The sequence below is a fragment of the Gemella sp. oral taxon 928 genome (assembly GCF_001553915.1).
Classification (GTDB): Bacteria; Bacillota; Bacilli; order Staphylococcales; family Gemellaceae; genus Gemella; species Gemella massiliensis.
This window is the reverse complement of the sequence record NZ_CP014233.1, coordinates 1,181,867-1,203,096: the sequence shown is the minus strand read 5'-3', so window position 1 is coordinate 1,203,096 and position 21,230 is coordinate 1,181,867. Positions and strand designations below refer to the sequence as shown.

The following is a 21,230-nucleotide window of genomic DNA, read 5'->3' as shown; positions in this document are numbered from 1 at the left end:
TATGTCACAACAATCAATCAACGCAATAAAAGTATTAGGGGTTGATGCAATTAATAAAGCTAAATCGGGGCATCCCGGCATTGTAATGGGTGCTGCACCGATGGCGTATTCATTATTTTCTAAACATTTGAAAGTAAATCCCGCTGTGCCGGGATGGATCAACAGAGATAGATTTGTTTTATCGGCAGGACACGGATCAATGTTGTTATACGCATTATTACATCTTTCAGGTTTTGAAGATGTAAGTATAAAAGAGATAAAAAATTTCCGTCAGTGGAATTCAAAAACTCCGGGGCATCCGGAATTTGGTCATACTAAAGGAGTTGACGCTACAACCGGTCCGCTAGGGCAAGGGATTTCTACTGCTGTTGGTATGGCGCTGGCTGAGCGTTACTTGGCAGCTAAATACAATAAAGAGGGTTTTGACATTTTTGACCATTATACTTATGTAATTTGTGGTGATGGTGATATTATGGAAGGTGTCGCATCAGAAGCATCAAGTTTTGCTGCAGTACAAAAATTAAATAAATTAGTGGTTCTTTATGATTCAAATGATATTTGTTTAGATGGAGAAACTAAAGACGCATTTTCTGAAAATGTTCGTGCCAGATATGAATCTTATGGTTGGAATACGCTATTGGTAGAAAATGGTGAAGATATTGTGGCGATAAGTAACGCCATTGAAAAGGCAAAACAATCAGATAAACCGACTTTGATTGAGGTAAAAACCGTAATCGGTGCCGGAGCTCCTAATAAACAAGGAACAAACGGTGTCCACGGTGCACCGTTAGGTGAAGAAGAAACAACATTATTTAGAAAAAAAATTGATTGGAACTATGCTCCTTTTGAAATTCCGGAAGAAGTATATGAAGATTTTAAAGTTAATGTTGCAAATCGTGGAAAAACTGCGAATAACGAATGGGAAAAATTATATAATGAATACAAGGAAAAATTCCCGGAATTAGCAGCCGAATTAGAAGAGGTATTATCAAGAAAAGATATTAAACATCTTTCTAAAGAAAGTTTTAGTTTTAAAAATGTAGGCGAAGCTCAAGCTACTCGTAATTCATCACAAGATGCAATTAATAGTATAGCTGCTGTGCTTCCGACATTTTTCGGAGGATCAGCCGATCTTTCTCACTCTAATATGACATTTATTAAAGAGGAAAAATTGCAAGATAATACTAATAGAACAGCACGTAATATTCAATTTGGTGTACGCGAATTTGCAATGGCTACAGTTCTTAATGGTTTAACATTACATGGCGGAGTGCGTGTTTTTGGCGGTACATTCTTTGTATTTTCAGATTATTTAAAAGCAGCATTACGTTTATCTGCTCTTCAAAATTTACCTGTTACATATGTATTTACTCATGATAGTATAGCAGTTGGCGAAGATGGTCCGACACATGAGCCTATTGAACATCTGTCATCATTAAGAACGATTCCGAATTCTTATGTGTTTAGACCTGCAGATGCTGTTGAAACACAAGCAGCATGGTATTTATCGCAAAAAGCAAATACAAAACCGACATCATTAGTATTAACACGTCAAGGTTTGCCGGTGTTAGAAAATACCTCATTTGAAAAAGTAGAAAAAGGTGCTTATGTTGTTTATGAAACTTCGAATAACTTTGATACTATTATAATCGCAACTGGTTCAGAAGTAGCGCTTGCAATTGAAGTAGCGAAAACACTGGAAAAAGATGGAGTAAAATTACGTGTTATAAGTATGCCGTCAATGGAATTATTTGAAGAACAATCAAAAGAATATAAAGAAAGTTTATTACCATTTAATGTAAGAAGACGAATATCTTTAGAGATGGGTAGTACAGCTTTGTGGTATAAATATGTAGGATTGGATGGGCTTGCTATCGGAATTGATAAATTTGGTGCTTCTGCTCCGGCAAATAAAGTAATTGAAGAATATGGCTTTACAGTGGAAAAAGTGGTAGATAGAATAAAAAATGAGTTATAGAGAAATACAACAAGGAGATATAATAAAAGTAAAGGTTACAGCAGTGAAACCTTATGGCGCTTTTTTTGAAACCAAAAACGGTCAAGCCGGATTAATTCATATCTCAGAAATTACCAACTGTTTTATTTTTGATATTGGAAGTTATTTAAAAGTTGGAGAAGTTTTAGATGTAAAAGTTTTATCAATAAAAGATAATAAGATAAATGCTACTCTAAATTTTAAACAAAAAACTCAGAACAACAATAAAAAAGAAATTAATAGTTTAGATACACTTAATTTTGTTTATGGTTTCAGCACTCTTAAACAAAATATGAAACTTTGGAAAAAAAAGGCTATTATGGAAATTAGAAATTCAAAATAAATGTATATTTGTAAATGATGTGAAACAAAAAAAGTAAAAAATAAATACCAGATATAATAGAATTACATAGAAGCTAGCTTCTATGTAAACCGTATGAAGCCCCCGACGTAAAATACATTATTTTATTAGATTTGCCAGCTTTAATTCCTTAGAGAACATTTCAGATTTCTAAAACTTATTTGTCAAGGATTTGAAAAAGGCGTAGCCCTTGTCCTTGACAAATAAGTTGTGAAATCTATTATCTAACAAGGAATTAAAGCCGGCATATTTTTATAGACTCTTTCCGTAGCTCTTTTCTTTTTTCAACAGGAGAAAGCCAATTTAAAGTCTGCATAGGAAGACGGTTAGAGCGATATAGATACTTTTTCATCTGAGATACAAGATCATCATACGAAAAGAAAGATAAATGCCTGTAAAAACGTTCATTATCATTTCTATGACTACGTTCAACCTTACCGTTATGTCTAGGAGTTCTAGGTCTAATAAGTTGATGTTTAATGCCAAGATTATTACACAATACATCAAAAGGGTGTATTCGTTTAGTATCTTTAAAATGCGTAAATTCAAAACCATTATCAGTTTGAATTATCTTAGGTTTATACCCAAAATAATCAATAGCCATTTTAACAAATTGAACAGTAGAGTATGATGATTGTTCTTTAAAAGGGAAAATAAATCTTTCCCTAGTAGCTTCATCAATGATAGTATATTGATAAAATTTATCTGGAATTTCTCCTACATAACAACGTTTAGGAACATATTTCACATCAAGTTGCCATTTTTTACCAATTTCAGTAGGTGTATCATAAGGTTTAGGTTTATAAGGAATTACTTTTTTCTTAGTATCTTTATAAAAACCTAATTTTCTAAGCACTCTAAATAAAGAACAAGGATGTCTTTTATAACCTTTGTTGAATTTAAGTTTAGCATATAATTCAATCATAGAAATATTAGGATTACGTTTAATAAGATTTTTAATCCAAGACAATTCTTCAACTGTATGGGCGTTAGGGTGAATGGAATGAGGTCTATGAGACTTATCTATAAGAGACTCTTTAGTACCGTCATATTTTTTATTCCAACGCAAAAGAGAGGCTTTTGATATTTTATAGCGCCTACAAATAAAGCGGATAGAGTTACCATTTCTATAAGTTTTAACTGCAGCTATTCTTGTTTGTAAAGTATGAGGTATATATCGTTGTGTTTTTTCTATATTTTCTGTTATAATAGTTTTCATAAGAGTAAATTCCTTTTTTTGATTTGTAGGTAACTTCATTATACAGGATTTACTCTTCTTTTTTTTATTATATGTCTCACATCTATTGTAACACTACAATGGAAATTAGAAATTCAAAATAAACCTATTGACAAATATTTGATAACTGTTTATAATGATAGTTAAATACAATGATGAAGTGTAGGAATTAAAAGTAATTCACATTATCCTAAGAGAAAACCTGTCGGTGAAAAAGGTTTATAATGTACTTTTATGCTACCTATTTAACAGCTTCATGGCATTAAAGCCGTTATAAAAACTATGAGGAGTTTTATACTCGAAGTAGGGTGGTAACACGATTATAGTCGTCCCTTGTGTAATTTTACACAAGGGACATTTTTTAGTTGTTATTTTACAATATCGAAAGGAGAACAGCAATGAAACAACTGACATCATCACAAACAAGAAGAATGTTTTTAGATTTTTTCGTAGAAAAAAATCATAAAATAGAACCGAGTGCTTCACTCGTACCGATAGATGACCCGTCTTTATTATGGATTAACTCAGGTGTAGCGACATTGAAAAAATATTTTGATGGACGAGAAATTCCGGAAAATCCAAAAATAGTAAATTCACAAAAATCTATTAGAACTAACGATATTGAAAATGTTGGTAAAACAGCACGACATCATACATTTTTTGAAATGTTGGGAAATTTTTCAATTGGTGATTATTTTAAAAAAGAAGCCATTGAATGGGCGTGGGAGTTTTTAACAGCTGAAAAATGGTTAGCACTCGAAAAAAAAAAATTATCTGTAACTATTCATCCGGAAGATATGGAAGCATATGATATTTGGAAAAACGATATCGGTTTACCGGAAGAACGAATTATTCGTATTGAAGGAAATTTCTGGGATATCGGAGAAGGTCCGTCCGGACCGAATACAGAGATTTTTTATGATCGAGGAGAAGATATTGATACAACATCACCAAAAGAAGAGATGTATCCCGGTGGAGAAAATGAACGTTATCTTGAAGTTTGGAATGTAGTATTTAGCCAATACAATCACAATGCCGATGGTACGTATACAGAATTGCCGGCAAAAAATATTGATACCGGTATGGGATTGGAACGTATAGTTTCAGTATTGCAAGATGTACCAACTAACTTTGATACGGATTTATTTATGCCAATTATGCGTGAGATAGAAAAACTATCAGGTATTAAATATGGTGCATCCGTTGAACAAGATGTTGCATTTAAGGTGATTGCCGATCATATTAGAACAGTGGTGTTTGCAATAGCTGATGGTGCGTTGCCGTCGAATGAAGGACGTGGTTATATATTAAGACGACTGCTACGTCGTGCGGTTCGTTATGCAAAAGTTTTAGAATTGAATACCTCATTTATGTATAAGTTAACTGACGTTGTTGCAGATATTATGGTCGATTATTATCCAAATGTTAAAGAATCAGCTGATTTTGTAAAAGATGTGTTATTAAAAGAAGAAGATCGTTTCCATGAAACATTAAATGAAGGAGAAGCAATCTTAGAAACAATTGTAGAAGAAGTAAAAAATACGACGAAAATTATTTCAGGAAAAGATGCGTTTAAATTGTATGATACATTTGGATTTCCTATTGAATTAACACAAGAATATGCAGAAGAGTACGGCTTAACTGTAGATTTAGATGGTTTCAATGAAGAAATGGAAAAACAGAAAGAACGCGCTCGTTCATCTCGTCAAGATGATTCTTCAATGCAGGTTCAAACTGATCTATACAATAAAATTATTGGAGATAGTGAATTTATCGGTTATACACAATTAGTGGAGAAAAATGCATCGTTATTGGCAATAGTTGATAAAGAAGAAAATGTATTAAATTCTTATCAGGGTTCTGAAGTTGTGAAAGTGGTATTTGATAAAACGCCATTTTATGCGGAAAGTGGTGGACAAGTTGCCGATCATGGTATCATTTTTTCACAAAATGTCAAAGCAAATGTACTTGATGTGAAAAAATTACCGGATAAACGTCATATTCACTTTATAAAAATTATTGAGGGCGAATTAGTTGTCGGTGATAAATATACATTGGAAGTTGATAGAGAATACAGATTAAATATTGAAAAAAATCATACGGGAACACACTTATTAAATGAAGCATTAAGACAAAAAGTAGGTTCTCATATTAAACAAGCAGGTTCATTGGTAACAGATGAAAAATTACGTTTTGATATTACTCACTTTGCTCCATTAACAAAAGAAGAAATTGAGATGGTGGAAGAAGAAGTAAACAAGCAAATTTGGAATTCACTTGAAATTAAAACGGAAGAAATGCCAATTGCAGAAGCAAGAAAACTTGGTGCACAAGCATTATTTGGAGAAAAATATGGTGATGTGGTAAGAGTAGTATCAATAGGTGATTATTCTATCGAGTTATGTGGTGGTACGCATAATGCAAATAGTGCGGAAATAGGAATTTTCAAAATTATTTCTGAATCGGGAGTAGCAGCCGGGGTACGACGTATTGAAGCGTTAACCGGAAAAGCAGCTTATAAATATCAAAAAGAACAAGAAAATACATTACATGATATAGAAAAACTTGTTAAAGGTAATGCAAGTAATGTTGTGGAAAAAGTTTCACACTTACAAACAGAGATTAAAAAATTATCCAAAGAAAAAGAAAGTTTGCAACAAAAGATTGCTAATGCAGAGTTAAGTAATTTAGTAAACAATGTGAAAGTTGTAAATAATATAAATGTTTTAACTGCTGTAGTAGAATCGGATAATATGAATCATTTGAAACAGTTAGTTGATAATGCTAAGACAAAATTAGAAAATTACATAATTGCATTTGCTTCCGTTAATGATGATAAGGTAAATTTTGTAGTTGCTGTGGATAATAACTTAACTAAAAGTTATAATGCAGGAAAACTGGTAAATATATTAGCGACAATATGCGATGGTCGTGGTGGAGGTAGACCTAACATGGCACAAGCAGGAGCAAAAAACAAAGATAATATTAACAATGCATTTGAAGAATTGCTTAAAAATATTTAAAAGAGCAATATAGATAAAAGGTAGCTATTGCTATCTTTTTTCTTTGAAAATATGATATAATAAAACTTATTATAAGAATTATTTTGTCTTTAAGTAAACAAACTATTATATGATTAGGAGGATAATTCCATGGAAAATAAAAAATTGGGAACTGTAGAAATTAATCCACATGCTCTAACGGTAATTGCTAATATAGCAACTACTGAAGTAGAAGGAGTGTCAAAATTACTAGGTAAAAAAATATATTCAAAAGGTGTAGATTTGGAATTTTCCGGTGATGAATTAATTATAGATGTCTATTGTAATTTAAAATCTGGTTTTTCAGTAACGAAAGTTGCCAGAAAAATTCAAGAAAATGTAAAAAACTCAATCTTCAATATGACTGAAATCAATACAAAAAGTGTTAATGTAAATATTTTAGGAATAGATTTTTAGTAGGAGAAAAAATGAAAAGTAGACATGAATTAAGAGAAGCTGTTTTTAAAATTTTATTTCAAATAGAAAAAACAGACTTAAATTTTAAAGAGTTATTAGAATTGGAAAATGAAGAAATCTCAGGGAGTAAATATGTAAATGAAACTTTAGCTCAAATATTAATGAATATAGATGAAATAGATGAAGTTATAAGTTTAAATTTAAAAGATTGGAAATTAGAACGATTATCAAAAATGGATAGACAAATACTTCGCATAGCTGCCTATGAGATTTTATATAGTGAAATTCCATACAAAGTTTCTATAAATGAAGCGGTTGAGTTATCTAAAAAATATAGCGAAAAAGATGAAAGTTATAAGTTTATAAATGGTGTTTTAAAAGGTGTAGTGGAAAATAGTGCGAAATAAGGGGTGTTCAAATGAAAGAAAGAACTTATTTAACAGTCACAGCCTTAAATAAATATATAGAGAGAAAATTTCTCCTAGATCCATATTTGGAAGAAATCTATATAAAAGGAGAAATCTCTAATTTTAAAATACATAACAACAATAATATATATTTTTCAATAAAAGATGAAAACACCAGAATAAATGCTGTCTGGTTTGGTGCAAAAAATTTTGAGTTTAAAGGTGGAGATACGGTTCTTATTAAATCAAAAATAAATTACTATTTCCCAAGAGGAGAGCATAATTTATTAGTTATTGATATGAAAAAAGATCGTATAGGAGAGCTTTATCAAAAATTTTTAGAGTTAAAAGAAAAATTAGATAAAGAGGGTCTTTTCTCTTCGTTATATAAAAAACAGATACCGAAACTAAGTGCAAATATAGGAGTTGTCACTGCAGAAACAGGTGCAGCTATTCAAGATATAAAAAGAACGATAATGCGACGCTTCCCATTGGCTAATATTAATTTATATTCAACGCTTGTTCAAGGTGAAAATTCCGTTCAGGATATAGTTAAAAATATAAAATTGGCAGATAATGGAGATAATGATGTAATTATTTTAGCACGTGGTGGCGGTTCAATAGAAGATTTGTGGAGTTTTAATACTGAAGAGGTAGTTAGGGCTATTTTTAATTGTAATACACCAATAGTAACCGGAGTAGGGCATGAAACCGATATTACATTAGCAGATTTTGTTTCTGATATGAGAGCTTCAACTCCGACAGCAGCGGCGGAGATAGTTACTCCAAATATTGAAGATATAAAAAATAAACTTAAGTTTAATTTAGATAAACTAAATAACAGAATAAAATTTATCTTGGAAAGCAGTAAGGCATGTATAGTAAAAAATAAAGAGAATCCATATATAAAAAATTATCTTAATATATATTTAGAATATAAAAGAAATTTAGAGGCAACAGAAAAAAATTTACAGCGTATTCTTAATGCCGGTATAAAAGAAAAAAAAATAGATTTTTTTTATAAAAAAGAAGAATTTTTAGATATAGATATTTTGGAAAAATACAAAGAAAATTTTGCAAAAACTATTGAACACTTGGAAGCAAATTCGCCTATTAATATTATGAAAAAAGGTTATTCAATCACATTTTTAGAAGATAAAAAAGTAACTTCTGTTAAAGAAATAAAACCGAAAGATAACGCAACAGTGCAGTTGTTGGATGGAGTTTTTACCTGTGAAGTAAAAGAAGTATTAAAAGAAGGAGTTAAGTAAATGAAAAAAGAAAATTTTGAATCTAATTTAGCTCAATTAGAAAAAATAGTAGTTAATTTAGAAAGTGGAAATTTGTCATTGGAAGATTCACTGGAACAATATAAAGCAGGTATTGAAATTATAAAAAATTGTAATCAAATTATAGAAAATGCTGAAAAAGAAGTTGAAAAAATAGTTAAGGATTTTAAAAATAATGAATAACTTTGAATTATTTATCCAAGTACATAAACCTAAATTAAATGATTTTTCCAGAGAATATATAAAGGCTTTGGATATCCCACTTCCTTTAAAGGAATCTATTATTTATTCTTTAATAAATGAGGGTAAAAAAATTCGCCCATTGTCATTTTTATATTTATTAGATTATTATAGAGTGGATTATAATAGGTACTTTGACGTAGCACTAGCTATAGAATTGGTACATACTTATTCATTGGTTCATGATGATTTACCGGAGATGGATAATGATGATTATCGTTGGGGGAAACTTACAAATCATAAAGTTCATGGAGTAGATGTTGCTGTTTTAACCGGAGATGCTATGTTGACATTAGCTTTTGAAGTTCTTTCAGAATGTGAAGTAGATAGTAAATTAAAAATAAGGTTGATAAAACAATTAGCAAATTATTCAGGAGCTATGGGTATGATTGCCGGTCAAATTTATGATGTTAAACAAAAAAGTTTTAATGTTGATGCAAATTATCTTCGTAATATGCACAGTTTAAAAACAGGAAAATTAATAGAATTACCGCTAGATTTTGCAACATTAATAGCGTATAAAAAAAGTGATTATGAATTAATAAAAGATTTTGGTAAAGAATTAGGAATTGCATATCAAATTAAAGATGATATATTAGATTATTACGGAGATTTCAAAAAAATTGGTAAACTTCCAAGCGATGAAAATATGATTACTTATCTTAGTTTTTATGGAATAACAGAGTGTGAGCAGCTCTTGTTAAAACATACCCAAAATGCAAAAAATATTGCAAAAAAATTAGAAAATAATAATTTGGAGCAATTTGCAGATTATCTTTTAAGAAGGGAAAAATAAGATTCAAAATATAGGAAGGGATAATATGTCAGAACAAAAAAATTTAAAAATAAGATTATCAGTAGATTCATTCTATGATAATATTTCAAAGAATAAACAAAAGACAAAAATCAATCCAAAGGATTTAAGTAAATCTTTAGGTTATGATGAAAAAATAATAAACGAGTTCCCGGATGAAATAAATATGGGACTTTCTTGTGGAAATCCTATTCAGCATTTGAAGTTAAAAGAAGGTCAAAGTTTGATAGATTTAGGTTGCGGAGCCGGAATGGATATTTTTATTTCCAGAATGAAATATCCTAAAGCAGGAACATTATATGGTTTAGACAGATTGGATTCTATGTTGGAAAAAGCAAAAAGTGTTCGTGATAAAAAAGGATTAAAAGATATAGAATTTATAAAAGGTGAATTGATTAGTATTCCGTTAAAAGATAAGGTGGTAGATAGGGTAATAAGCAACTGTGTAATAAATTTAGAACCTGATAAGCAAAAAGTTTATAATGAAATATATCGTATCTTAAATGATGAAGGAATGTTTGTTATTTCGGATATATTATTAAAAAAAGATTTACCGATAGAATGGAAAAATTCACAAAAAATGCACTGTACTTGAGTTGCGGGTGCTCTTCTGGAAGAAGAGATGGTAAAAATAATACAAAAAGCCGGATTTAAAAAATTTCAAATCATAAACTCTGATGTTACTGATGAATATGCTGAAAAATGGGGATATGGCAAAGAAATGAAAGATTATATTCAAAGCGGATTGCTTATTGGTAGAAAGTAATAGAACAAAAAAAATACGAAAGTTTAGGGATAAACTTTCGTATTTTTTATACGATAAGTTGTAAAATAAAGTGAAATATCTTGATAAAGTAATTTAATTGATTGATCTTAAATTTGTAATTTCTTATGTATTAAGAAAATAAAATTGGCAATAAACATAGGAGAAAGCTATATACGAGAGAACATTAAAAATTTTAATGTTTTTAATTGTTTAAGTTAATGTATTTTAAAATGTATCTACTTTAAAAAGAGAAAAATTAATGTTAGAATATAAGAAAGTACATATTAAGGGGCAGATAAAAATGAAAGTTATGATAGCGATGAATGAATTCAAAGGTTGCTTAACATCGAAAGAACTTTCTTTAATAATAGAAAAAACAATTAAGAATGTTAATAAAAAAATAGATATAGTAAAAGAAGTTATTGCTGACGGTGGTGACGGATTTTTAGATATTTTTGAAAATTTTGATAAAAAAACTTTTACTACAGTTAATGCAATCGGAGAAAAAACTGAAGTTAAATACTTAGTAAATCATAATACTAAAGAAGCTGTTATAGAAGTTGCAGAGATAGTTGGTATTAGAAATTTAAGTAAAAAAGAATGTAATCCGTATAAAACAACTACTTATGGTTTAGGAATTTTGATAAATACTTTGTTATACGAAGGGATAAAAACCTTTACTATAGGTCTTGGCGGCAGTGCAACAAATGATTGCGGTATAGGAATGTTGTCCGCACTTGGCATTAAATTTTATGATGAAAATAATAATCTTTGCGTGAGAGGAATTTCAGAATTAAAAAATATCGTAAAAATAGATGATACTATGGTAAGTAAGTACTTAAAATATGCTAAGTTTAATTTAATATGTGATGTAGAAAATCCTTTGTATGGAAAAAATGGGGCAACATATATTTTTGGTGGGCAAAAAGGTTTGGATGAAAGAGATTTTTCTATTGTTGATGATTATGTTAAAAATTTTTCTAAAGTAGTTTACGATAAATATAAAAAAGATTTTTCAATAATTAAAGGCAGTGGAGCTGCCGGTGGATTGGCATATGCTTTTTTGAATTTTACCAATTCAAAAATGTTTAAAGGTTCTGAATATATGATTAATTATTTGGATATAGAAAATAAAATCAGGGATATTGACGTTTTAATAACGGGCGAAGGCTGTTTGGATAAACAAAGTTTTATGGGAAAAGCACCGATAGAATTAGCAAAAATTGCGAAAAAAAATAATAAAAAGGTGATATTTTTAGCAGGTAGCATTACAGATGATGAGTTGGAACAACTTTCAGAAAATAATAAAGAATTAATTGATGCAAGTTTTACTATTCAACGAGGTGTTATTTCAATACGAGAAGCGTTAGATAAAAAAATAGCAACTAAAAATATTGAAAAGACAATTGAACAAATTTTTTGCATATTGGAGTTGTTTAGTAGTGAAGTGTAGAAGTAATATTTTAATGGGAATATTTTGTATAGTTATGGCAGGCTTCGGATTTGCATTGATGGCATTGTTTGTTAAATTATCAGGAGATCTACCATCAATGCAAAAAGCTTTTTTTAGAAACTTAATAGCTGCATTTATAACAATATTTCCATTAATGAAGCATAGGAGAAAATTAAGATTACCTTCCAATAAAATTGAATGGTCAACTTTAATTATAAGGGCTATTTTTGGAACTATCGGTTTAATTTTTAATTTTTATGCTATTAGTCATATAAATTTGGCAGATGCATCAATTATACAAAAACTTTCACCATTCATTATTTTAATATTATCATATTTTGTTTTTAAAGAGAGAATGACAAAATTTCAAGTAGGTGCCATTGTTATTGCATTTATAGGGATATTATTTGTTATTAAGCCTAATATAAACGGTTTAATAAGCAAAGGAGCCGCTGCAGCATTGATGTCGGCATTAGGAACAGGAGTAGCATATACATGTGTTAGATATTTAGGTTTAAAAAAAATCTCAGGAGAATTTATTATTTTATTTTTTTCAGTTACATCTACTTTAATGCTGCTGCCTTATTTAATTTTTGATTATCATGAAATGTCAATATATCAAATTAGTATGTTACTTTTTGCGGGTATTAGTGCTTCTATCGGACAATTTGGAGTTACATTTGCATATAGATTTGCGCCGGCAAAAAATATTGCGGTTTTTGATTATTCTCAAGTTTTATTCGCAGGGATATTAGGTATTATTTTTTTAGGTGAATTTCCTGATTTTTACAGTTTAATAGGGTATTGTATAGTAATTTTGATAGGAATAGTTTTGATTTTAAAAACAAATTAATTGAGAAAGGGTACTAAATGAAAAAATTTATAAAAGTGCTAATTGGAATAATTTTAGTTTGTGGGATGTTATTTTTATATTATTCCAAAAATTCATTATCGGAATTATTTTTTGGTAATAGTCAAAAAACGACTTCAGTGAATAAAAAAACTATTAAAATAAGAGATGGAATACGTGGAGTTGTACAGCCTAACCCTTTTATAGTAACTGAAGGAGAAATTAACCGAAATTTATTGGAAAATAGTAATAACAATTTAGTAGGGCAACTAATTTATACTAGAAAAAATGAATTACCAGAAGCACAACAAAAGTTACTGGCAAATAATAAAGATACTACACAGTATATATTAGGCTATTTAACCGGAGAGCGTGTACCGTTTGAATATGGGGAAACAGCAGAATTAGAAAGAAAATATCCTTATTATATACAGTGGGACAGAAGATGGGCATATGATGAGCTAGGAGATATAGATGTTGCAATTGGCGGATGTGGACCGACGAGTGTTGCAATGGCAATTGGCGGATTATTAAATGACAAAACTATTACCCCAAGAAAGATTGCGGAAATAGAAAATAAAAATGGTTATTTTACATCACATGGAACTAGTTGGAATTTTTTTGATTTTATTGCAAAAGAATATGGGCTAAAATCTAATCAAGTATATTTAAGTAAAGAAAATATAGATAAAGTATTAAAACAAGGAAATCCAATAATTATGTCGGTAAAACCTGGGAAATTTACAACTGTCGGTCATATTATTCTAGTTGTTGCAAAAGATAAAGATGGAAATTATATAATTAATGATCCGAATAGTTATACAAGAACATTAAAAACATGGAGTTATAATGAGTTAAAAACAGAAATAGTAGCAATGTGGGAATTTTCAAAATAGTTGTAAAGTAAAAATATAAGAACTTGACATCAAATCAAAAAACCTTATATATCAGTTTATAAAGATAATATCTATATCAACAAAAAAAGTTTACACTTTTTTTGAAAAAGTCTTGACTTTCTTTTTTTATAATGATAGAATAGTTACTAGCTTAGAAACCTTAGCAAAAAGATTCAACTTTTTCATTAAAACACTTCATAAACACACACATTAAATTAATAAAAAGTTGAAACATAAGGAGTACAAACATGGCAGTAAAAATCCGTTTAAAAAGATTAGGTGCTAAGAAATCACCTTTTTACCGTATCGTTGTTGCTGATTCAAGATCTCCACGTGATGGTCGTTCTATTGAAACTATCGGTACTTATAATGCTGTAAAAGATCCGGCAGAAGTTAAAATTGACGAAGAATTAGCGTTAAAATGGTTAGGTAATGGTGCACAACCTTCTGATACAGTAAGAAGTTTGTTATCAAAAGAAGGAATTATGAAAAAATTTCATGAATCAAAATTAAATAAATAATTTTTGGAGCGTCTTAAGACGTTCTTTTTTTATTATTTAAACATTATTATTGAAATTAGCGTGCATTTTTGATACAATTATAACAAGTTTTCAGAAAATTAGAGAGAGAAGTTTGCTATATATGGTTATATAACAAAGTTATTATAGGAGGTTATTATGGAATATTTAATAGAAATATTTCCTAGTTTATTGAATGGTGCATTGATTACAATAGAAGTATTTCTCTTAGTTCTTATTTTATCAATTCCACTAGGAATTATTATTTCTTTTATAATGCAGTTTAATATAAAGATAGTAAATTTTATTATCAGCATTTATATTTGGATTATGAGAGGAACACCATTATTATTACAATTAATTTTTATTTATTATGTTTTACCAAATGTAGGTATTCGTTTTGAAAGGTTACCGGCTGCTATTATTGCATTTACACTAAATTATGCGGCTTATTTTGCGGAAATTTTTCGTGGTGGTATAAATTCTGTACCAAAGGGACAATATGAGGCGGCTAAGGTGTTAAAATTTACTAATTTACTAATTTACAAACGATTCGTTTTATAATTTTGCCTCAGGTAATAAAAATTGTTTTGCCTAGTGTTTTTAATGAGATTATGAGTTTAGTAAAAGATACATCTTTAGTTTATGCTTTAGGAATAAGTGATTTAATATTAGCGAGCAGAACAGCTGCTAACAGAGATGCCAGTTTAACACCGATGTTTGTAGCCGGTGCTATCTACTTAATTTTGATTGGAATAGTAACATTGGTTTCAAAACGTGTGGAAAATAAATATAATTATGATAGGAGTTAAATTATGTTAGAATTAAAAAATATATGTAAAACGTATAACAATAGACAAATTATTTCTAATTTGAATTTAACAGTAGAAGATGGAAAAATTTTAGCTATTGTTGGTCCATCCGGAGGGGGAAAGACTACACTTTTAAGAATGTTGGCAGGGCTAGAAACTATTGATTCGGGTGAAATTATCTATAATGGTGAAAATTTACCACTTAATGAATTAGAAAAGAGAAATTTATTGGGATTTGTTTTTCAAGATTTTCAATTATTTTCACATTTAACGGTAATAGATAACTTAACTTTATCTCCTATAAAAACGTTGAATGTGTCAAAAGAAACAGCAAAGAAAAAAGCTAAAGAGTTGTTAGAAAAATTGGGTCTTAGTAAACAAGTAGATTCATATCCACATTCATTGTCAGGTGGTCAAAAACAACGTGTGGCTTTGGCACGTGCAATGATGATTGATCCTAAAATAATTGGTTATGATGAACCGACGAGTGCCTTAGATCCTGAATTACGCTTGGAAGTAGAAAAACTGATTTTAAAAAATAGAGAATTAGGAATTACTCAAATAGTAGTAACCCATGATTTGAAATTTGCCGAAAATATTGCTGATAGTATTTTGAAAATAGAAGCTAAGTAAGGTGATGAAAATATGAAAAAAATAAAAATTATACTTTATATAATCACTACTTTTATATTGTTAACAGGTTGTGCCAGTGGTGGGGCGAATAAACCTAAAAATGATAACTGGAAAGAATTTGAAAATTCTAAAAAAATAGTAATTGGTTTTGATAATACTTTTGTACCGATGGGATTTCAAGATAAAAGCGGTGCAAATATCGGTTTTGATATTGATTTGGCAAATGCTGTTTTTGCTGAATATGGAATTAGTGTAGAGTGGCAAGCTATTAATTGGGATTTAAAAGAAACAGAATTAAAAAATGGTAATATTGATTTAATATGGAATGGATATTCAAGAACAAAAGAAAGAGAACAAAACGTTTTATTTACAGATGATTATATGATTAATGAACAGGTAATTGTTACAAAGAAAACTTCCGGAATAACAAAGGTAAGTGAATTAAAAGAAAAAGTTCTTGGAGCACAGAATGGTTCTTCCGGTTACGATATTTTTAATGCAGAGCCAAAAGTTCTAAAAGATTTTGTAAAAGGTAATGATGCGACACAATACGAGAGTTTTAACGAAGCAATAATAGATTTGGAGAATGAACGTATAGAAGCATTATTAATTGATAGAGTATATGCAAATTATTATTTAAAACAACAAAATAAATTATCAGAATATAATATATTTAGTGCAGGCTTTGAGAGTGAATCATTTTCTGTCGGAGCAAGGAAAGCGGATAAAACACTTGTTGGAAAAATAAATTCAGCTTTTAAAAAATTATATCAAGAAAAAAAATTTCAAGATATTTCGAAAAAATGGTTTGGTGAAGATGTGGCAACAAAAAATATTAAAAATAGATAATCGGTAGATTTTTAAAATCTACCGATTTTTTCTATATAGAGATAAAAATTGTTAAAAGAAACAAAAGAACGTTAAATTATGGATATATAAAAGAATTTCTCATTAACTATAATATTAAGAAATACAATAGCAGTTATGACGGTTTTGTAAGTATTAAAAATTAATAAAATCGTTGTGGATAAGTAGAACTTTTAATGGTAGAAAAAAAGATTTAAGAATGATATAATGATACAATATTAGAAGATATTTAGGAAATAAATTAAATTTTATGGAGATGAATTATGAGAAGTGGACATATAGTATATAAAGTAAATAATTTACAGGCTGCTGTTAAGGAATGGGAAAATAAAGGATTTGAAGTTGAATATGGCAGAAAAGAAAATCCTATTAATGCTTTGATATATTTTAGCGAGGGGGCTTATATTGAATTATTGCAAAATACGGGAATTCCTAAAATTGTAAAACTGTTAAGTAAATTATTCGGCGTAAGTAAAAAAATGGAAAGATTTCATTATTGGGATACCTGTGATGAGGGATTATGCGGTTTTTGCCTAGAGAAAGATTTTGGCAGTTTAGACGAAGAAGTTGAGTTTTTAAAAAAGAAAGGTATAAAGGGAATATTATTTAATAACCTTAAAAGAGTTGATACAAAAGGTAGAAATTTACAATATAGATGTTTCTTTCCGGAAGGAGTAAATTTTCCATTTTTAATGAGTTATTTCAGTGTAGACCCGAAACCTATAAATTTTATCCATCCCAACGGTATAAAGAAAATAAAGAAAATTATTTTTAAGATTGATGAAGATAATGCCAATATATTAAGACAATTGATTGATGATGATGTACTTGAAATTATAGATGATAATAATGAAAAAGGCATAGTTTCTATTGAATACGACTATTAGATTGGAGAATTATAAAGCTTAGAAAACTAATTAATCTATTTATATTATAGTTAATGAAAAACCTACTCAAAAGTAACTGAGTAGGTTTAAATGGTATTGAGTTTCTTTGATAAAGAGATTATCTGTTGTAGTACTCAACAATAAGTTGTTCGTTAATTTCCGGATGTAGTTCACTTCTTTCCGGTAATCTTACTAATGATCCTTCTAATTTATCAGCATCAAAAGTTAAGTATTCAGGAATAAAGTTGGTGATTTCTACAGCTTCTTTAACGATTTCCAAGTTTCTTGATTTTTCTCTTATTGAAACCACTTGTCCCGGTTTAAGTGCATAAGAAGCGATGTCAACTTTTTTACCATCAACAAGCACATGACCATGGTTAACCAATTGTCTAGCTTGACGATTAGTTCTGGCTAAACCTAAGCTGTAAACTACTGAATCTAAACGAGTCGCAAGTAATGCCATAAAGTTTTCACCGTGAAGACCTTGCATTTTTCCTGCTTTATCAAATAATTTACGGAATTGTTTTTCGTTCATACCGTGTAGGTAACGAAGTTTTTGTTTTTCTTGTAATTGTAATCCGTATTCAGATAGTTTTTTTCTCAAAATTGGACCATGTTGTCCCGGTGCGTAAGGACGTTTAGATAACTCCTTACCTGTGCCGCTTAGAGAGATACCTAAACGACGAGATTTTTTCCAAGTTGAACCTGTAAAACGAGCCATGAATATGCTCCTCCTTTAATCTTTTTGTTTTTTGTGTATAAAACAAAAAGCATGACTAATCATTGTTGTATATGTTATAAAATTGGAACTTCACCTAGTAGCATAGGTTACGAGTAGCCACGTGAGAACGTATAACATAGGGGCAATAATAATTAATCTACTACTATTATTTTACACCGCTTATTAGTTTATCATTAAAATAATTATTAGTCAACTGTTTTATCGGAAGAATAGAAGATATAAAAACATATTTTACTTAATAAATACTTAAAATCTCTTTATAATTATTGCTTTAAAGCGAAATGAGTGCTATAATTGTATGATGTATTATAGTATATAAAATTTATTTTGGAAGGAATATATGAATGGCTATTTTAAATAAAATATTTGATGCTAATAAAAAAGAAGTTAAAAATTTAGCAAAGTTAGCTGATAAAGTATTAGCTAAAGACGAAGAATATTCAAACTTAACTGATGAACAATTAAAAAATAAAACACAAGAATTTAAAGATTACATTCAAGAAGAAAAAGATAACGGAAAACCAATAGCTGATATTTTAGATAAAATATTAGTAGATGCTTTTGCAACTGCACGCGAAGGAGCGCTTCGTGCTTTAGGTATGAAACCTTATAAGGTGCAAATTATGGGGGGAATCGCTCTTCATCGTGGGGATATTGCAGAGATGAAAACCGGAGAAGGTAAAACTTTAACGGCTACAATGCCGGTGTATCTTAATGCTTTAGCAGGAGATGGAGTTCATGTTGTAACGGTCAATGAATACTTATCTCAACGTGATGCTGAAGAAATGGGAGTTCTATACAATTATTTAGGGTTAAGTGTAGGTCTTAATCTTAACTCAATGAATTCAAAAGAAAAAAGAGAAGCGTATAATGCTGATATTACTTATTCAACAAATAATGAATTAGGTTTTGATTATTTGAGAGATAATATGGTTAAATCTGTTGAAGCACGTGTTCAACGTCCATTAAACTATGCTGTAATTGATGAGGTTGACTCAGTATTAATTGATGAAGCTAGAACACCACTTATTATTTCCGGTGAAGGACAAGAATCTACATCGTTATATCATGTAGCTAATGCGTTTGTTAAAACTTTAAAACGTGCTGAAGAAGAAGACGGCAGTGACGGTGATTATACATTAGATGTAAAAACAAAAGCTATTCAGCTTTCAGAAAACGGTATAGATAAAGCAGAAAATCATTTTGGTCTAAAAAATCTTTATGATTTAAAAAATGTAGATTTAACACATCATATAAATCAGGCATTAAAAGCAAATTATACAATGGCACTTGATGTTGATTACGTTGTTGCAGAAGATGGAGAAATCTTAATAGTTGACCAATTTACAGGTCGTACAATGCCGGGACGTCGTTTTTCAGAAGGACTCCATCAAGCGATTGAAGCAAAAGAAAATGTTCCAATTCAACGTGAAAGTAAAACAATGGCGACAATTACATTCCAAAATTTCTTTAGAATGTATAGAAAACTTAGCGGTATGACAGGGACAGCAAAAACTGAAGAAGAAGAATTTAGAAATATTTACAATATGTACGTCACTACTATTCCTACCAATATGCCTGTAATAAGAGAAGATGCACCCGATTTTATTTATTCAAATATGAATGCTAAGTTTAATGCGGTAGCTAAAGAAGTAAAAGAACGTTATGATGCGGGGCAACCTATTCTTTTGGGTACAGTTTCTATTGAAACCAGTGAACTTGTTTCAAAACTTCTATACAAATATGGTGTACCTCACAAAGTTTTAAATGCTAAACAAAATGAAAGTGAAGCCGAAATAATTAAACAGGCAGGGCAAAAGGGTTCTGTTACTATAGCTACCAACATGGCAGGTCGTGGTACTGATATTAAACTAGGAGAAGGAGTTCGTGAATTAGGCGGTTTGGCTGTGATTGGTACAGAACGCCATGAGTCACGTCGTATTGATAATCAGTTACGAGGACGTTCAGGACGTCAAGGTGATCCGGGATATAGTCGCTTTTATTTATCACTAGAGGATGAACTTATGGTTCGATTCGGAGCAGATAGACTTAAACGAATTATGGGTGCTGCCGATGATACTCCATTAGAAAGTAGAATGGTAAGTAAATCGGTAGAAAGTGCTCAAAAACGTGTAGAAGGAAACAACTATGATGCACGTAAGCAAGTACTTCAGTATGATGATGTTTTGCGAAAACAACGTGAGATTATGTACGGTGAACGCAATGAGGTATTGGAAAATGAAGTTGTAACTGACATTATAGATAGAATGGTCGGCGAAGCTGTTGATAAAACTATTCAATATGCCGGAGAAATGATGGAAGCACAAAGCGAAAAAGAAGAAACAGAAGAAATTGTTAAATCAATAAACGAGAAGTTTTTAGGAGCAAATCCTATTTTAGATGTAGAATATGCCGAAGTTATGTCAGATGAAGAAATTAAAGAACTTGCGCTTCGTAAAATCAACAAAGAATTGGAGAAAAAACGTGAGCTTCTAGGTGAAGATACAATGAATTCATTTGAAAAATATATTCTTCTTAACTCTATAGATGACAGATGGACAGATCATATTGACCAAATGGATCAATTAAGAAAAGGCATTTTCTTGCGTTCATATGGACAAATTGATCCACTTCGTGAGTATAAAAACGAAGGGCATGAGATGTTTGAATATATGATTGATGAAATTGAAAGTGAAGTAGTATCAAATCTTCTTCGTATAAAAGTTGAACGTCACGAAGAAATAGAGATAAAAAAAGAACCTACTAACTTAGTAACAAATGATAGTAAGGAACATATCGCACGTGGACCTGTCAGAAGCCAAAAACGTGAAGAGAAAAAAGCTCGAATAGACGAAAGAAAGAAAAAAATAAAAGAGCTAAAAGCACAAAAAGAAAAAACATATAAAAAGAAATAATTAGTATAAATTAAGAAGCTATTTTTTGTGTTTTATAATATTAAAATTCAAACGTAAAAAACTTTCTATATTTAATACAAACTTTTTCT

20 protein-coding genes and 1 pseudogene are annotated in these 21,230 nt (G+C 29.9%); 19 read left to right on the top strand and 2 right to left on the bottom strand.

The features are described 5' to 3' along the window. Position 1: 1 nt before the first annotated feature. Positions 2–1,978 (top strand): transketolase, encoded by a 1,977-nt coding sequence (tkt, locus tag AXE85_RS05400; RefSeq protein ID WP_062173708.1) that lies wholly within the window; start codon positions 2–4, stop codon positions 1,976–1,978. Next, the gene (locus tag AXE85_RS05395) at positions 1,968–2,339 is read left to right on the top strand and encodes a S1 RNA-binding domain-containing protein (RefSeq protein ID WP_062173706.1); all 372 of its coding nucleotides are present in this window, start codon (positions 1,968–1,970) and stop codon (positions 2,337–2,339) included. Before tkt ends, AXE85_RS05395 begins: the two co-directional genes overlap by 11 nt. Positions 2,340–2,592: 253 nt before the next feature. On the opposite strand, the gene AXE85_RS05390 is transcribed toward AXE85_RS05395, so the two are convergent. Continuing rightward, entirely contained in the window at positions 2,593–3,576 is a 984-nt protein-coding gene (locus tag AXE85_RS05390) for a DDE-type integrase/transposase/recombinase (RefSeq protein ID WP_062174743.1), read from the bottom strand. A 416-nt stretch (positions 3,577–3,992) separates the two neighbouring features. Here AXE85_RS05390 and alaS point away from each other — a divergent pair, with 416 nt between their 5' ends. The 16 genes and pseudogenes from alaS to AXE85_RS05310 all read left to right on the top strand — a co-directional run bounded on the left by alaS (position 3,993) and on the right by AXE85_RS05310 (position 17,484). Next, positions 3,993–6,617: an alanine--tRNA ligase gene (gene alaS, locus AXE85_RS05385; protein ID WP_062173704.1), complete on the top strand. Its 2,625-nt coding sequence runs from the start codon at positions 3,993–3,995 to the stop codon at positions 6,615–6,617. A 129-nt stretch (positions 6,618–6,746) separates the two neighbouring features. Then, the gene (locus AXE85_RS05380; RefSeq protein WP_062173702.1) at positions 6,747–7,052 is read left to right on the top strand and encodes an Asp23/Gls24 family envelope stress response protein; all 306 of its coding nucleotides are present in this window, start codon (positions 6,747–6,749) and stop codon (positions 7,050–7,052) included. 11 nt (positions 7,053–7,063) lie between these two features. Continuing rightward, entirely contained in the window at positions 7,064–7,459 is a 396-nt protein-coding gene (gene nusB / locus AXE85_RS05375) for a transcription antitermination factor NusB (RefSeq protein ID WP_062173701.1), read from the top strand. Positions 7,460–7,470: 11 nt separating this feature from the next. After that, complete coding sequence (gene xseA, locus AXE85_RS05370) at positions 7,471–8,730, top strand: exodeoxyribonuclease VII large subunit (protein ID WP_062173699.1); 1,260 nt, start codon at positions 7,471–7,473, stop codon at positions 8,728–8,730. Beyond that, a complete protein-coding gene (gene xseB / locus AXE85_RS05365) occupies positions 8,731–8,931 on the top strand; it encodes an exodeoxyribonuclease VII small subunit (RefSeq protein WP_062173697.1) in 201 nt (66 codons plus the stop codon). Further along, entirely contained in the window at positions 8,924–9,784 is an 861-nt protein-coding gene (locus AXE85_RS05360) for a polyprenyl synthetase family protein (RefSeq protein ID WP_062173695.1), read from the top strand. The genes xseB and AXE85_RS05360 overlap by 8 nt, the downstream gene beginning before the upstream one ends. Before the next feature lie 25 nt (positions 9,785–9,809). Beyond that, on the top strand, positions 9,810–10,397 hold the full coding sequence (locus AXE85_RS05355; protein WP_062173692.1) for a methyltransferase domain-containing protein: 588 nt from the start codon (positions 9,810–9,812) through the stop codon (positions 10,395–10,397). Between the two features lie 27 nt (positions 10,398–10,424). Next, positions 10,425–10,568, top strand: a complete 144-nt coding sequence (locus AXE85_RS05350) for a hypothetical protein (protein ID WP_062173690.1) — start codon at positions 10,425–10,427, stop codon at positions 10,566–10,568. Positions 10,569–10,827: 259 nt separating this feature from the next. After that, complete coding sequence (locus AXE85_RS05345; protein ID WP_231723753.1) at positions 10,828–12,021, top strand: glycerate kinase; 1,194 nt, start codon at positions 10,828–10,830, stop codon at positions 12,019–12,021. Beyond that, complete coding sequence (locus tag AXE85_RS05340; RefSeq protein WP_231723752.1) at positions 12,011–12,874, top strand: DMT family transporter; 864 nt, start codon at positions 12,011–12,013, stop codon at positions 12,872–12,874. Before AXE85_RS05345 ends, AXE85_RS05340 begins: the two co-directional genes overlap by 11 nt. A 17-nt stretch (positions 12,875–12,891) precedes the next feature. After that, positions 12,892–13,767: a C39 family peptidase gene (locus AXE85_RS05335; RefSeq protein WP_062173688.1), complete on the top strand. Its 876-nt coding sequence runs from the start codon at positions 12,892–12,894 to the stop codon at positions 13,765–13,767. A 248-nt stretch (positions 13,768–14,015) separates the two neighbouring features. Further along, the gene (gene rpsP, locus AXE85_RS05330) at positions 14,016–14,288 is read left to right on the top strand and encodes a 30S ribosomal protein S16 (RefSeq protein WP_021752330.1); all 273 of its coding nucleotides are present in this window, start codon (positions 14,016–14,018) and stop codon (positions 14,286–14,288) included. Between the two features lie 156 nt (positions 14,289–14,444). Next, positions 14,445–15,097: pseudogene (locus AXE85_RS05325) on the top strand (amino acid ABC transporter permease). Between the two features lie 3 nt (positions 15,098–15,100). Beyond that, complete coding sequence (locus AXE85_RS05320) at positions 15,101–15,730, top strand: amino acid ABC transporter ATP-binding protein (RefSeq protein ID WP_062173686.1); 630 nt, start codon at positions 15,101–15,103, stop codon at positions 15,728–15,730. Positions 15,731–15,742: 12 nt separating this feature from the next. Next, on the top strand, positions 15,743–16,579 hold the full coding sequence (locus tag AXE85_RS05315) for an amino acid ABC transporter substrate-binding protein (RefSeq protein WP_062173684.1): 837 nt from the start codon (positions 15,743–15,745) through the stop codon (positions 16,577–16,579). 281 nt (positions 16,580–16,860) lie between these two features. Continuing rightward, positions 16,861–17,484 (top strand): VOC family protein, encoded by a 624-nt coding sequence (locus AXE85_RS05310; RefSeq protein ID WP_082729127.1) that lies wholly within the window; start codon positions 16,861–16,863, stop codon positions 17,482–17,484. 118 nt (positions 17,485–17,602) lie between these two features. Here AXE85_RS05310 and rpsD read toward each other — a convergent pair whose 3' ends face one another. Continuing rightward, positions 17,603–18,205, bottom strand: coding sequence for a 30S ribosomal protein S4 (gene rpsD / locus AXE85_RS05305; RefSeq protein ID WP_062173680.1), 603 nt, complete (start codon positions 18,203–18,205; stop codon positions 17,603–17,605). Between the two features lie 365 nt (positions 18,206–18,570). On the opposite strand from rpsD, the gene secA reads away from it, so the two are divergent. After that, positions 18,571–21,141, top strand: coding sequence for a preprotein translocase subunit SecA (gene secA / locus AXE85_RS05300; RefSeq protein ID WP_062173677.1), 2,571 nt, complete (start codon positions 18,571–18,573; stop codon positions 21,139–21,141). The last annotated feature ends 89 nt before the right edge of the window (positions 21,142–21,230 follow it).

Coding starts and splice junctions, on each gene's coding strand:
- alaS (WP_062173704.1), top strand. CDS start 3,993: ATGAAACAACTGACATCATCACAAACAAGAAGAATGTTTTTAGATTTT.
- AXE85_RS05350 (WP_062173690.1), top strand. CDS start 10,425: ATGGTAAAAATAATACAAAAAGCCGGATTTAAAAAATTTCAAATCATA.
- xseA (WP_062173699.1), top strand. CDS start 7,471: ATGAAAGAAAGAACTTATTTAACAGTCACAGCCTTAAATAAATATATA.
- rpsP (WP_021752330.1), top strand. CDS start 14,016: ATGGCAGTAAAAATCCGTTTAAAAAGATTAGGTGCTAAGAAATCACCT.
- AXE85_RS05395 (WP_062173706.1), top strand. CDS start 1,968: ATGAGTTATAGAGAAATACAACAAGGAGATATAATAAAAGTAAAGGTT.
- AXE85_RS05310 (WP_082729127.1), top strand. CDS start 16,861: ATGAGAAGTGGACATATAGTATATAAAGTAAATAATTTACAGGCTGCT.
- AXE85_RS05360 (WP_062173695.1), top strand. CDS start 8,924: ATGAATAACTTTGAATTATTTATCCAAGTACATAAACCTAAATTAAAT.
- nusB (WP_062173701.1), top strand. CDS start 7,064: ATGAAAAGTAGACATGAATTAAGAGAAGCTGTTTTTAAAATTTTATTT.
- secA (WP_062173677.1), top strand. CDS start 18,571: ATGGCTATTTTAAATAAAATATTTGATGCTAATAAAAAAGAAGTTAAA.
- AXE85_RS05315 (WP_062173684.1), top strand. CDS start 15,743: ATGAAAAAAATAAAAATTATACTTTATATAATCACTACTTTTATATTG.
- rpsD (WP_062173680.1), bottom strand. CDS start 18,205: ATGGCTCGTTTTACAGGTTCAACTTGGAAAAAATCTCGTCGTTTAGGT.
- AXE85_RS05335 (WP_062173688.1), top strand. CDS start 12,892: ATGAAAAAATTTATAAAAGTGCTAATTGGAATAATTTTAGTTTGTGGG.
- AXE85_RS05390 (WP_062174743.1), bottom strand. CDS start 3,576: ATGAAAACTATTATAACAGAAAATATAGAAAAAACACAACGATATATA.
- xseB (WP_062173697.1), top strand. CDS start 8,731: ATGAAAAAAGAAAATTTTGAATCTAATTTAGCTCAATTAGAAAAAATA.
- tkt (WP_062173708.1), top strand. CDS start 2: ATGTCACAACAATCAATCAACGCAATAAAAGTATTAGGGGTTGATGCA.
- AXE85_RS05355 (WP_062173692.1), top strand. CDS start 9,810: ATGTCAGAACAAAAAAATTTAAAAATAAGATTATCAGTAGATTCATTC.
- AXE85_RS05345 (WP_231723753.1), top strand. CDS start 10,828: ATGTTAGAATATAAGAAAGTACATATTAAGGGGCAGATAAAAATGAAA.
- AXE85_RS05320 (WP_062173686.1), top strand. CDS start 15,101: ATGTTAGAATTAAAAAATATATGTAAAACGTATAACAATAGACAAATT.
- AXE85_RS05380 (WP_062173702.1), top strand. CDS start 6,747: ATGGAAAATAAAAAATTGGGAACTGTAGAAATTAATCCACATGCTCTA.